Origin of the sequence: Thermanaeromonas sp., assembly GCF_021890735.1 — a bacterium.
In the GTDB taxonomy this organism is placed as follows: Bacteria; Bacillota; DSM-521; order Neomoorellales; family Neomoorellaceae; genus Thermanaeromonas.
The window spans coordinates 1-12,657 of the sequence record NZ_JAKKUR010000002.1; the positions used below are offsets into that span (position 1 = coordinate 1).

At 54.4% G+C, this 12,657-nt stretch carries 16 protein-coding genes and 1 pseudogene; all 17 read right to left on the reverse strand.

The annotated features are described in order from the left end of the window. Window positions 1-92 precede the first annotated feature (92 nt). Window positions 93-524: a F0F1 ATP synthase subunit epsilon gene (locus L5656_RS00555; protein WP_297197469.1), complete on the reverse strand. Its 432-nt coding sequence runs from the start codon at window positions 522-524 to the stop codon at window positions 93-95. Window positions 525-554: 30 nt separating this feature from the next. Continuing rightward, window positions 555-1,946, reverse strand: coding sequence for a F0F1 ATP synthase subunit beta (gene atpD / locus L5656_RS00560; RefSeq protein WP_297197472.1), 1,392 nt, complete (start codon window positions 1,944-1,946; stop codon window positions 555-557). A gap of 32 nt (window positions 1,947-1,978) precedes the next feature. Next, window positions 1,979-2,827, reverse strand: a complete 849-nt coding sequence (atpG, locus tag L5656_RS00565) for an ATP synthase F1 subunit gamma (protein ID WP_297197475.1) — start codon at window positions 2,825-2,827, stop codon at window positions 1,979-1,981. A 31-nt stretch (window positions 2,828-2,858) separates the two neighbouring features. Continuing rightward, on the reverse strand, window positions 2,859-4,367 hold the full coding sequence (gene atpA / locus L5656_RS00570; protein WP_297197477.1) for a F0F1 ATP synthase subunit alpha: 1,509 nt from the start codon (window positions 4,365-4,367) through the stop codon (window positions 2,859-2,861). Window positions 4,368-4,491: 124 nt separating this feature from the next. Next, on the reverse strand, window positions 4,492-5,037 hold the full coding sequence (gene atpH / locus L5656_RS00575) for an ATP synthase F1 subunit delta (RefSeq protein ID WP_297197480.1): 546 nt from the start codon (window positions 5,035-5,037) through the stop codon (window positions 4,492-4,494). After that, on the reverse strand, window positions 5,034-5,540 hold the full coding sequence (gene atpF, locus L5656_RS00580) for a F0F1 ATP synthase subunit B (protein WP_297197483.1): 507 nt from the start codon (window positions 5,538-5,540) through the stop codon (window positions 5,034-5,036). The genes atpH and atpF overlap by 4 nt, the downstream gene beginning before the upstream one ends. Before the next feature lie 90 nt (window positions 5,541-5,630). Then, entirely contained in the window at window positions 5,631-5,849 is a 219-nt protein-coding gene (gene atpE, locus L5656_RS00585; RefSeq protein WP_084666915.1) for an ATP synthase F0 subunit C, read from the reverse strand. A 48-nt stretch (window positions 5,850-5,897) separates the two neighbouring features. Beyond that, window positions 5,898-6,590, reverse strand: a complete 693-nt coding sequence (gene atpB / locus L5656_RS00590) for a F0F1 ATP synthase subunit A (protein WP_297197488.1) — start codon at window positions 6,588-6,590, stop codon at window positions 5,898-5,900. 185 nt (window positions 6,591-6,775) lie between these two features. After that, window positions 6,776-7,078 (reverse strand): hypothetical protein, encoded by a 303-nt coding sequence (locus tag L5656_RS00595; protein WP_297197492.1) that lies wholly within the window; start codon window positions 7,076-7,078, stop codon window positions 6,776-6,778. A 49-nt stretch (window positions 7,079-7,127) separates the two neighbouring features. Next, window positions 7,128-7,397 carry an AtpZ/AtpI family protein gene (locus L5656_RS00600; RefSeq protein WP_297197495.1) on the reverse strand — a complete coding sequence of 90 codons (270 nt, stop codon included), beginning with the start codon at window positions 7,395-7,397 and terminating at the stop codon, window positions 7,128-7,130. A gap of 136 nt (window positions 7,398-7,533) precedes the next feature. Further along, window positions 7,534-8,718 carry a non-hydrolyzing UDP-N-acetylglucosamine 2-epimerase gene (wecB, locus tag L5656_RS00605; protein WP_297197497.1) on the reverse strand — a complete coding sequence of 395 codons (1,185 nt, stop codon included), beginning with the start codon at window positions 8,716-8,718 and terminating at the stop codon, window positions 7,534-7,536. A gap of 20 nt (window positions 8,719-8,738) precedes the next feature. Beyond that, window positions 8,739-9,047, reverse strand: coding sequence for a MazG-like family protein (locus tag L5656_RS00610; RefSeq protein WP_297197501.1), 309 nt, complete (start codon window positions 9,045-9,047; stop codon window positions 8,739-8,741). Beyond that, the gene (locus L5656_RS00615) at window positions 9,013-9,534 is read right to left on the reverse strand and encodes a ComE operon protein 2 (protein WP_297197504.1); all 522 of its coding nucleotides are present in this window, start codon (window positions 9,532-9,534) and stop codon (window positions 9,013-9,015) included. The genes L5656_RS00610 and L5656_RS00615 overlap by 35 nt, the downstream gene beginning before the upstream one ends. A 108-nt stretch (window positions 9,535-9,642) precedes the next feature. Next, window positions 9,643-10,887: a serine hydroxymethyltransferase gene (gene glyA, locus L5656_RS00620; RefSeq protein WP_297197507.1), complete on the reverse strand. Its 1,245-nt coding sequence runs from the start codon at window positions 10,885-10,887 to the stop codon at window positions 9,643-9,645. 21 nt (window positions 10,888-10,908) lie between these two features. Further along, the gene (locus L5656_RS11285; RefSeq protein ID WP_366017781.1) at window positions 10,909-11,436 is read right to left on the reverse strand and encodes a TIGR01440 family protein; all 528 of its coding nucleotides are present in this window, start codon (window positions 11,434-11,436) and stop codon (window positions 10,909-10,911) included. A gap of 81 nt (window positions 11,437-11,517) precedes the next feature. After that, a pseudogene (gene rpiB / locus L5656_RS11290) lies at window positions 11,518-11,958 on the reverse strand (ribose 5-phosphate isomerase B); the annotation flags it as partial. Between the two features lie 76 nt (window positions 11,959-12,034). Beyond that, window positions 12,035-12,526 (reverse strand): low molecular weight protein arginine phosphatase, encoded by a 492-nt coding sequence (locus L5656_RS00630; protein ID WP_297197513.1) that lies wholly within the window; start codon window positions 12,524-12,526, stop codon window positions 12,035-12,037. Window positions 12,527-12,657 lie beyond the last annotated feature (131 nt).

The window sequence follows — 12,657 nt, forward strand, 5'->3', positions numbered from 1 at the left end:
AAAATAGGGGATTCTTTGAGGAATGCGGTTGGTTTAAAAAACGCTTTTCCGCTACGGAGGCAGGAAATAAAATGGGCCGCGGGAACTACCTTTTAGGTAGGTTGTCCCGCGGCCTTAAGGCGTGCAACAGCCCGTTTTAAGGCAGCCTCTGCCCGGGCTATATCTACACCCGGCGGGCGCTCTTTGAGCCTCCGTTCGGCCCTCTCTTTGGCCCGCCTGGCCCTTTCTACATCGATCTCCTCGGACTTTTCCGCGGTATCCGCAAGAAGGAGCACCTTCTGCCCGGTTATTTCTGCAAGCCCTCCGCTGACGGCCAGGCGTTTCTCCTCGCCGTGGTAGCGGTAAAACACCACGCCGGGGGAAAGCTGGGTGACCAGAGGTGCATGGCCAGGCAGGACTCCCAGGTAGCCTAGGGCTCCCGGTAACATTAGACTTTCTACCTCGGTAGATAAAACTACCCGTTCCGGTGTAACTACTTCAAGCTCTAAGGACCGGCCACCGATCCCTTTCCCTTCCTCCGCCAAGGGCCGCACCCCCTCTTGCCGTAAGTTGGCCTACGTCATCTCCTTGGCTTTCTCTACTGCCTCATCAATGGTTCCCACCATGTAGAAGGCTTGTTCGGGTAGATGGTCGTGCCGGCCTTCCAAGATCTCTTTAAAGCCCCGGATGGTTTCTTTAAGGGGAACGTATACGCCGGGCCGCCCGGTGAAAGCTTCGGCCACGTGGAAGGGTTGCGAGAGAAAACGCTGAATTTTACGGGCCCTAGCAACGATGAGCTTATCTTCTTCGGAAAGTTCATCCATACCCAGGATGGCGATGATATCTTGCAGCTCCTTGTACCTCTGTAAGACCCTCTGCACTCCCCGGGCCACCTGGTAGTGCTCTTCGCCTACTATCCTGGGATCCAGGATACGGGAAGTGGAGTCCAGGGGATCTACGGCGGGATATATCCCCAGCTCGGCTATCTGCCTGGATAGTACAGTGGTGGCATCCAGGTGGGCAAAGGTAGTGGCCGGGGCAGGGTCCGTCAGGTCGTCGGCAGGAACGTAAATGGCCTGTACCGAGGTAATAGAGCCTTTCTTGGTCGAAGTGATGCGCTCCTGCAGTGCTCCCATTTCCGTGGCCAAGGTGGGCTGGTAACCTACCGCCGAGGGCATCCTGCCGAGGAGAGCCGACACTTCCGAACCGGCCTGGACAAACCGGAAGATGTTGTCTATGAACAGAAGCACGTCCTGGCCTTCGGCATCCCGGAAGTACTCGGCCATGGTGAGGCCTGTCAGGCCCACCCGCAGGCGGGCTCCGGGCGGCTCATTCATCTGGCCAAAGACAAGTACCGTTTTATCTAAGACGCCCGCCTCTTTCATCTCCAACCATAGGTCGTTACCTTCACGGGTGCGCTCTCCTACACCGGCGAACACGGAGAACCCACCGTGCTCGTAGGCTATGTTGCGGATGAGCTCCATGATGATAACCGTTTTGCCCACACCGGCACCACCGAAGAGACCGATTTTACCCCCCTTGGGATAGGGAGCCAGGAGGTCTACTACCTTTATACCCGTCTCTAGGATCTCGGTGGACGGTTCTTGCTCTTCAAAGGAGGGAGCCGGCCGATGAATGGGCAGGCGCTCGGTGGCCTCCACAGGACCCAGGTTGTCGATGGGCTCACCCAAAACGTTAAAAATGCGCCCCAGCGTAGCCCTGCCCACAGGCACAGTAATAGGACCACCTGTATCGATGGCCGTCATACCTCTTTGAAGGCCGTCGGTGGAAGCTAGGGCGACGCAGCGCACCGTGTTATTGCCCAGGTGTTGCATGGCCTCCATGGTAAGGTTGATCCGGCCGTCTTCGGTCTTGATCACGATGGCATTGAGGAGGTCAGGAAGCTGGTGGGGGAATTCCACGTCCACAACTGGGCCAATAACCTGGACTACTCTTCCTATGTTCAAGGATTTCACCCCCCTCGAATTTTCGCTAAAGTTTACTTTAGAGCCTCAGCTCCGGACACTACTTCTACGATTTCCTTGGTGATGGCTGCCTGCCGGGCCCGGTTAAAGGATAAGGTAAGTTTATCTATCATTTCCGCCGCATTTTCCGTAGCGTTATCCATGGCCGTCATCCGGGCCCCATGCTCACTGGCCTTAGCCTCCAGGAGCGCCCTGTACACTTGAATTTCTACAAAACGGGGAAGGAGCTCGGCTAAAAGAACCCCGCGCGGCGGCTCATATATATACTCCGGCGCGGGAGGGGTATCCTCCGGAGGAACAACCGGCAGGAGCCTTACCACTTGAGGGACCTGCCTTAATGCGGAATAAAAGCGGCTGTAAATCAGATAAACTTGGTCCACGGTTCCTTCCAGGAAGAGCCGTACCAAATCCCGGGCCAGCCTGCGGGCGAAGGTAAAATCGGGCACGTCTTCCACGCCGGTGTACTCGGCCAGAATCTCCACTCCCCGGCGGCGGAAAAAGTCCCGCCCCTTCCGGCCTACTGCAATAAGGCCGCACGGCTTGGTCTCCTTTTCCACGAGTTCCTGGGCCAGTCGTATAAGGTTGGCGTTATAGCTGCCGGCCAGCCCCCGGTCTGCGGTAATGAGGCAATAGCCCACTTTCCCTATTTCCCGCTCCTGGGCGAGAGGCAGGTCTATTCCTTCAGCGCTGGCCAAAAGGCGCCCCACCACTTCCCGGATCTTATCCCCGTAGGGGCGCCCGGCGATAACCTTATCCTGTATCTTGCGCAGCTTGGCCGCAGCCACCATCTTCATGGCCTTGGTGATCTGCTGGGTATTTTTTATACTGCGGATACGTCTCTTAAGATCCCGCATGGTAGGCATGGCCTTTACACTCCTCTAAGGGGCCTAAGGCTTACTGGAAGGTGGCCTTTACCTCGCGAATAGCCTGCTTAAGCTGCTCCTCAATCTCCGCGGTAAGTTCTTTCTTGTCCCTAATCCCGGCCAGGACTTCCGGCTTCTGGGTACGGAGATAACGGAGAAATTCTGTTTCAAAGGTCCGGACCTTTTCCACAGGCAGATCATCAAGGTAACCGTTCACTCCGGCATAAAGAACGGCCACCTGTTCTTCCACGGGCATGGGCTGATACTGGTCCTGCTTTAAGAGCTCTACCATGCGCTCGCCCCTGGCCAGCCTGGCCTGAGTGGCCTTATCCAGGTCGGAGCCGAACTGGGCGAAGGCCGCCAGCTCCCGGTACTGGGCGAGATCCAGGCGAAGGCGACCTGCCACTTGCTTCATGGCCTTGATCTGGGCAGCACCGCCCACACGGGATACCGATAGACCTACGTTAATGGCCGGCCGCACCCCGGCGTAGAAGAGATCAGATTCTAGGTAGATCTGGCCGTCGGTGATGGAAATGACGTTCGTAGGGATATAGGCCGAGACGTCGCCGGCCTGGGTCTCAATAATAGGCAGGGCCGTAAGGGACCCCCCTCCCATCTCATCGGAAAGGCGGGCCGCCCTCTCTAAAAGCCGCGAGTGCAAGTAGAACACATCTCCCGGGTAGGCCTCCCGGCCCGGCGGACGCCTGAGGAGGAGGGACAGCTCACGGTAGGCCGCGGCGTGTTTGGAGAGATCATCATATATGCACAGCACATCCCGGTGCTGCTCGTACATGAAATACTCGCCCATAGCGCACCCGGCATACGGCGCAATATAGAGCAGGGGAGCAGGCTCGCTGGCGGTAGCGGCAACCACTATGGTATAATCCATGGCCCCGTACTCCTCAAGCCTCCTTACCACGCCGGCCACGGTGGAAGCCTTCTGCCCTATGGCTACGTATATGCAGATTACGTTCTGGCCCTTTTGATTGATTATGGTATCCACCGCGATGGCCGTCTTGCCCGTCTGCCGGTCGCCTATGATAAGCTCCCGCTGCCCGCGGCCTATGGGTATCATGGCATCTATGGCCTTGATCCCCGTCTGTAGAGGGGTATTAACCGGACGACGGTAGATGACCCCGGGAGCAGGGGATTCTATGGGCCTAAACTTATCGGTATGAATGGGCCCCTTCCCGTCAATAGGCTGCCCCAGGGCGTTTACCACCCGCCCGATGAGGGCCTCGCCCACGGGTACCTCGGCAATGCGCCCGGTGCGTTTTACCCGGTCACCCTCCTTGATATGCGTGTAAGGGCCCAGGATAACGCACCCCACACTGTCTTCCTCTAGGTTAAGTACCATACCGTAAGTTCCGCCGGGAAACTCCACTAGTTCCCCAGCCATGGCCTTCTCAAGGCCGTAAATACGGGCGATACCGTCGCCCACCTGGGTGACGATACCTACTTCGGCTACCTCTACTTCTGCTTCAAATTCCTCAATCTGCTTCCTCAGAATACTGGTGATCTCATCCGGTCGAATACCCAATGAGGCCTCACCTCTTTAGCTCGCGCTTTAGCGCTTAAAAGTAGTACACACTTGCTGTTTTAAATAGGCTAGCAAGTCTATAAGCCGGCTGGTTCTGGAGGGCTAAATATCCTTAGGCCACGTTCTAAGGCCTTAGCTCTACATGGCGCAGGCGTTCCCTAAAAAGCTCCAACTTTTTTCTTACGCTGGCATCCAGGATGCGGTCCCCTACCCGTACCACCATTCCCCCCATTATGTCCTTATCTACGCATACTTTAAGGCGTACCTTGCCCCCCAAGAGGCGGCTCAGCTTCTCTTTGAGTTGCTCCTCAAGGTCATCCGGTAAGGGGAAGGCCACCGTTACCTCGGCCTCCACAATACCCTCGGCCCGGTCGACGAGAAGCCTAAAATGGGAGGCAATTTCGGGTAAGAGCCGTTCCCGGTGCTTTTCTAAAACCAGTCCCAAGAATTTCCTGGTATCATCCCCTATAGCGGGGAAAACCTCTTTAAGGAGCTCCCTTTTTTGTCTTGGTGGAACGAGCTGGTGGTAAAAAAGCCGCCTGAACTCCTCGTTTTCCTCCAAGGTCCCTACAACCCGGTCTAGATCCTCCTTTACCCGGGGCAGGACGCCCTTATCCTGGGCCAGGGAGTACAGTGCCTGGGCGTAACGCTTGGCTACCCTGGAGCTCATTGCAATCTCTCCACCTCAGGTAAGGACTCTTTTAAAAGTCTCTCCTGATCTTCAGGTGTCAGAGACCTCTCCAAGATCTTTTGGGCCACCAGCACGGCCAACCCTGCCGCCTCATCGCGGATGGCGGCCAGGGCCTTAGCCTTTTCTCCGGCAATTTCTGCCCTTGCAGCTTCCAGAGTACGGCTGGCCTCCTCCCGGGCCTTAGTCAAGATCTCTTCCCGCATCTCCTCACCCAGCCTGGTCGCACGTTCAATTATAGCCTGTGCTTCCTGCCGTGCGCCAGCCAGCTTGTCTTCGTACTCTTTTAAAAGCTTTTCCGCCTTCTCCTTGGCTGCCTGGGCATCCTGCAAGGAGCCCTCTATTTTAGCCTCCCTTTCTGCTAGGATTCTACCTAAAGGCTTGTATAGCAAAAGGTAGAGGACCCCCATAACAATAAGAAGATCTAGCACCTGCCAGAGGAAAGTCCAGAAATTAAAATTTAAGGCCTGAAGAATGGCCTCCAAAGGGATCCCCCCTTGACTTACTTGACTTTACACACAGGGGGGGACAGGCAGGGCCCAAGGGTTATATATGCCTGTCCTCCCTTAAGACTCCTAGAGCTTAGTCCACATGAGTATAGCTATAACGAAGGAGAAAAGGGTCAGGGCCTCCATAAAGGCCAAAGACAGGAGCAAGGTGGTGCGGATATCCCCCGATGCTTCGGGCTGCCGGGCTATACCCTCCATGGCCCGGGCCGCGGCATTCCCTTGTCCTAGAGCTGACCCCAAGGCCGCCATACCAATGGCTAGTCCTACACCGATAAATCCGAGCATCTTTAATCCCCCTTTATCCAAGGTTTTTTCTTTAAATTACGGCCTGCTTTAATGGCCGTGGATGAAGTTAGCTATATATGTTACGGTCAGCAAGGTAAACACAAAGGCCTGGATGAAACCCATAATGACCCCTAAAAGCATGATAGGGGTGGGTACCAGAAAGGGAACTAGGATAGCCAGTATGGTAACTACCATTTCTTCACCGAACATATTACCGAAGAGACGCAAGGAGAGGGATACAGGCTTGACCATCTCTTCTATAACATTTAACGGAAACAGGAACGGTATGGGAGAGAAGAAATGCTTTATATAACCTTTTAGCCCTTTCTTCTTTATGGCTATGAGCTGGACCAATATTATGGTTGTAACTCCGAAGGCCGCCGTGGTGCTTAAGTCCATGGTAGGCGGCTTCATGCCGGGTATAAACCATGAGAGGTTTAAGCTTAGGATAAAAATAAAGAGGGTAGCCGCCAGGGGAAGGTACTTGCGCCCTTCTTTACCCATGGCCTCTTCCAAAAGCCCTGATATGAACTGTAGTATCATCTCCAGGATGTGCTGGGATCCCCGGGGAATGAACTCTAGCCTCCTGGTGAGGATAAAAACACCTGCAAAAAGGAGTGCCATTATAATCCAGGTGTTAACCACGGTAGAAGACACGGGAATGGGCCCGAGGTAAAATACCACATGAGGCTTGATATGTTCCATGACTGCGGCTAGCTCATGAAGCTTTTCCGCCACCATCCCTTTTTATCCTTCCTCCCTCCAGCCCGTCCATCCCGACAGGCACACCCCTATTTTATCCCACATCTTTCCCTTTAGTAAACTCCTTCGCTTCATCCACCTTACTCTTTCATTACCTATGCTGGGGTTCACCGCAAACACGCCTTGCTTTACTGTGCAGGCTGCCCCTCCTTATCCCCCGGAGCTTAAGACTGGCTCCTTTTTAAGGAGGGAACGAGTAAGGCTACTGCTTCAGCGAAGTAAGCCAGCATGGGAAGGAGAAGAGCTGCTAAGGCTCCCAGAAGAAAGGCCGGCCCTCTTGCAGACGCCAGAACCAAAATAACGAGGCTCGCACCCATCCGTAAAAGGGCACGGGCAAGAAAGGCATTATAAGCCTTAACAGCAGAAGGGTAGCGCACACCCTCCACTGACCGTTCCAGCCAGCGTTGGAATAGCAGGGATACCGGTAGCACCGCCAAGACCCCTGCGCTAAAGAAAAACTCTTTCAAGATCAATCCTCCCAAAATGAGAAGGCCTGCCCCTATTAACATCGCGAGCCTAATCTTCGGGCTCCCGGTCGCCGGGCTTGTCTCCCTTTCCATCTGCCAAAACACCGATCTCCTTTATAATACTGTAAAACCCCACCGCAACCCCCACCAGCACTCCAGAAACCATTAGCCAGGGCCCCGTGCCCAACCGCCTGTCCAGCCACTGTCCGGCCCAAAGCCCCAAAAAGATACTCACCCCTAGAGTAACCGCCAGGGAAAAGGCCAGATTAGCATACTTAGCATAGCTCCAATAATCCCTAGCCCAGCGGGGCTTCTTCAAAAAGACAGTACCTCCTTGGGTCCATATCAAGGTGGGGGCCCTGTTTTATAAAAGTTTTCGTTACACGAATAGTAGGTATTCGCTCTTTTCATCTAGAATCCTTTCAAAGTGCGGTAAAAATTTATGGTTTTTTCTTCTAGCCTTGTCCAACCGGTGCCGTTCCGGCCTCAGGACATGTAAACTCGGGCGGGGGAGCAAGACAAAAGCCGAAATAATATCGTAGAAACCCCCGGATACGCCTGGAGGCCAGGCCGTCGCCGTAAGGATTTACAGCCTGGGCCATCTTAAGGTAGCTTCTCTTATCTTCTAACAACTCGCTGGCGGCCTCCACTATAGCCCCCTCAGACGTCCCTACTAAGCGCACGGTCCCGGCCTCCACCGCTTCCGGCCGCTCAGTAACTTCCCTCAATACCAGCACTGGTTTACCTAAGGCCGGAGCCTCCTCCTGTAGCCCCCCTGAATCGGTTAGCACCAGGTAAGAGCGAGCCATCAGATTTACGAAGGGCTCATAATCTAAAGGTTCTATTAAGTGAACCCCTGGCACACCTTTAAGTATCTCCTCCGCTATATCACGGATACGGGGGTTCTTGTGCACCGGAAAGACAATCTCAACCTCCCGGTATTGTTCTTTTATCTTGCGCAGTGCAGAGAAAATCTCCCGCATAGGTTCCCCCCAGTTCTCCCTGCGGTGAGCGGTAACCAGGATTATCCGCTTATTAAAATCTAGAGTAGACAAGAGCGGATCTGTAAAGATATAGTCCTCCCGCACCGTAGCTTTTAAGGCATCGATAACTGTATTGCCTGTAACATAAATACGCTCTGCCGGTACACCTTCCCGTAAGAGGTTTTCCCGGGCCTTAAGGGTGGGCGCAAAATGAACATCGCTCAAAGCTGCGGTAAGACGTCGATTCATCTCCTCCGGATAAGGGGCATATTTGTCTCCCGTGCGCAGTCCTGCCTCTACATGCCCCACAGGGATCTTCCGGTAAAAGGCTGCCAGAGCTGCGACGAAAGTGGTGGTAGTGTCTCCATGTACCAGGACCAGGTCCGGCTTTTCCCGGTCAAGCACCTCCACCAGGCCTTCTAAAGCCCTCACAGTTATCTCTTCCAGGCTCTGTCCCGGGCGCATAATATTTAAGTCATACTCGGGTTCAATGGAAAAAAGCCTTAAAACCTGGTCTAGCATCTCCCGGTGCTGGGCCGTCACCGCTACCAGGCAACAGAACTCCTCTTTAGATTTTTTTAGCTCTTGTACTACCGGGGCCATCTTTATAGCTTCCGGACGGGTTCCAAAAACGGCAAGCACTTTGACAGGTGGCAACGCTTCCGCCTCCAGCTCCCCTAATCTAAATATCCCTTACGCCGCAGCTTTTCTACATGCTCCTGTAAAGCCTGTTGGAGATCTACCCCGTACTGTTCTTCAAGGACGAACATCAAAGATACTGCCGTCTGGGCCACATCCAGAAGCTCCCGGGCAATGACCCGCATTACTTCTCTTTCTTCCACCTCGACCCTCTCGCCGCTTAATCCCCGCAGCTTACCTATAGCCTGGGCCAGCTCCCCGGCCTCCTCCATTAGCTTAAGGGCCGTGGATTCCATGGTGGGTGTAAGGTTGTTAAGCTTGGGCAAGGTTATGATTTTTTGTTGCACCTGGGGCACCTCCGGCGCTCTCCTCTTCCTCCTTCTCTACTTCCGCAAACCAATCCCTTAGGGATACGGATATCTGAGTTAGCCCGATACCTTTAAGCTGTAAAAGCTCTAAGGCGTAAGGATGTATCCTATATTCATGGGCGTAATATATATGCCTTATCCCCGCCTGAATGATGAGCTTTACACAATTTAAGCAGGGAAAGTGGGTCACGTAAAGGCTTGCTCCTTCGGTAGCTACGCCGAAGCGGGCACATTGGGTTAGGGCGTTGGCTTCGGCATGTACGGTGCGGATGCAGTGGCCGTCCTCCATCTTGCATCCCGCCTCGGAGCAATGGACCTCGCCTGATACCGACCCGTTATAGCCCGTGGCTATGATCCTTTTTTCTCTAGTTATAACGCACCCTACTTTAAGCCGCAAGCAAGTAGAACGGGAGGCCAGCAGCTTGGCTTGGGCCATAAAATACTCATCCCAGGGAAGCCTTCTCAAAGATTTTCCTCCTCCGACGCTTACCTCAAGACAAGTCTACCATTTTCGCCTTGCGATGACAATAAAAACGCCCGGCAAAGCTTTTTGCCGGGCACTTACAAAACCGTCCTACCCTTCGTACAACGGGAACTTCCGGCAGAGCTCGTCCGCAATTTGGCGGGCCCGGTCGAGTTTTTTTTCATCTCTGCCGTAGGATAGGGCCAGGTCTATGGCTTCCGCTATCTTTTCCATGGCTTCCTCATCCATGCCCCGGGTGGTTACGGCAGCGGTGCCCAACCGTATACCGCTGGTAATGCTGGGCTTTTGGGGATCAAAGGGAACGGCATTCTTATTTACCGTGATCCGAACAGAGCCCAGGATCTCTTCCGCCTCTTTTCCCGTTATCCCTTTATTCCTCAGATCTACCAAGAGAAGATGGTTATCCGTACCACCGGAAACTAAATTGAACCCGTACCTTTTAAGGGCCTCGGCCAGCGCTCTGGCATTGGACACGACCTTCTTTTGGTAATCCTTAAATCCCGGTTCCATAGCCTCCTTAAAGGCCACCGCCTTGGCGGCAATAACATGCATAAGGGGCCCGCCCTGAATGCCCGGAAATACCGCCTTGTCTATAGTGCCGGCATACTCTTTAAAGCAAAGGATAAAGCCCCCGCGCGGCCCCCGCAAAGTTTTATGAGTGGTACTGGTTACAAAATGAGCATAAGGAACTGGACTAGGATGTACGCCCGCCGCTACCAACCCGGCGATATGTGCCATATCTACCATGAGGAGGGCTCCCACTTCATCGGCTATCTCCCGGAACCTGGCAAAATCGATGATACGCGGGTAGGCGCTGGCCCCTGCTATGATTAGCTTGGGCCGGTGTTCCCGGGCCAGCCTCGCTACCTGGTCGTAATCTATATATCCGGTGGCAGGGTCTACCCCGTAAAAAACAAAGTTATAATATTTCCCCGACAGGCTAACAGGACTGCCGTGGGTGAGATGGCCTCCGTGGGCCAGGTTCATACCCATAACCGTGTCTCCGGGCCGGAGAACGGCAAAATACACGGCAGTGTTGGCCTGGCTCCCTGAATGGGGCTGTACGTTAGCATGCTCCGCTTTAAAGAGCGCGCAGGCCCTCTCCCGGGCCAGGTTTTCCACCACATCCACCCATTCGCAACCGCCGTAGTACCGGTTCCCCGGATAGCCTTCGGCATACTTGTTGGTCAGGACACTCCCCATGGCAGCCAGCACGGCAGGGCTTACGAAATTTTCCGAGGCTATAAGTTCCAAGTGCGACTGCTGGCGTTTAAGTTCCTTTTTGATGGCCTCCGCCACTTGAGGGTCGTATTCTTCCAGCGGCAAAAGATTCATAGTGACTTAAAGCCCCCTTTTCTAACGGTACACCGCCCGTTCCCCTCCGATCAGTGCCGGCCGGGTCCGGGCCAAGGTTAGATGAGCGCAACCTATAGTTTTAACCTCCAGGCGCACAGGTACGGCCACGGGCTTAAGGTGCATACCGATCAAAGTATCCCCTATATCTATCCCTGCATGGGCCTTTATACTGGATACGACTACCGGGCGGTGCAGGGCACGATATGCGGCAGTGGCTAACGCGCCGCCCGCTTTAAGAGCCGGAACGACAGTAACCTGCTCCAGCCCATAGATCTCTGCGGCCTGCGCCTCCACCACCAAGGCCCGGTTTAAATGCTCGCAACACTGTACAGCCAGGTACACCTGGTACTCCCGGGTGGCTTCAAGCAAACCCTGGAGCACCTGCTCTCCTATCTCCAAAGAAGAAGCCGTACCAATCCTTTGGCCGGCTATCTCGCTGGTGCTACAACCGGCCACCAAAATATCCCCGGGTTTAAGCCCAGCTACCTTAAGCAGCTCCCGGGCCACGTAGGCCACCTGTGCGGCCAAGTCCCCTTCCCTTACCTCCTGCGGTAACCCTCCGCCCGGGCTGCACCCGCAGAAGACCTCCTCTCCGTCCAGACGGCTACTGTACTGCCTTTCTATCTCGGCTATTTTAGCTATTCTGCGGGCATGCCGGCCTCCCGAAAATTGGGTTTTGAGCCAGACAGACACAATCTCCCGGGCCAGGGCCGGTCCTACCACACGGCCTCCTAGGGCCAAAACATTGGCGTCGTTATGTTCCCTCGAGGTACGGGCCGAATACGTATCGTGGCAGAGAGCCGCCCGGATACCGGGGACCTTGTTGGCGGCCATAGCCACACCGATCCCCGTACCGCAGCAGAGAATACCCCTGTCAAACTCGCCCCTGGCTACAGCCTCCGCTACTGCCCTGGCCTGGTCCGGGTAGTCCACAGCCTCCGGGGAGTAAGTGCCGAAATCGTGGTAGCTTAAACCCTCCTCCTCGAGTAATTTTTTTATTTCCTCTTTTAAATAAAACCCTGCGTGATCGCTGGCCAAAGCTATTCGCAATCTCACTTTAAATCCCCCGGCATTTATTAAGTATTATTTAATATTCGACTAAACTCTTAAGTTTCCTGCTGCCTTATTATTCTTTTCCATCTTCTGTTTTTGGAATTTGGCCTTCCTGCCCTGCCTTAAACTTCTTCAGAGCCTGTTCGATAAGCTCCTTAAGCTCCGCTGCACAGGCCCTGTAAATCTCCAAGGGTTTCCCTATGGGGTCCGCGATATCCCCTTTAGAGCCGCTCACATATTCCTTGAGGCTAAAAATTTTGCCCCCAGCCTGGGGGAAGCGAGACAAAACAACATCTTTGTGCCTTTCTTCCATGGTGAGAATAAGATCGGCCTCATCTATCATGGGAGCTTCCAGACTACGGGCTTTATGCTCTTTGAGATCAACTCCTAGCTCTTCCGCAACTTGGATAGCTTCCCAAGTAGCGGGTGCTCCGGGCCAGGCTGCCACACCCGCGGAAGCAATCTCTACTTCAAGGCCCATCTCCCGGGCCAGCTTTTTGGCCAGTCCTTCGGCCATGCTGCTGCGGCAGGTATTACCGGTACATATAAAAAGGATGACGGGCATCTTATTTCTCCTCCCCATCCCTTTAACCTACCAACATTTCTAACCGCCTTCTTTCGCGGGCCGCGCCCCGCAACGGGCCGCCCTCTCGGCCAAAGGTTCGCCACCGGGACCTATTAAGTAAGGCTTGGCTA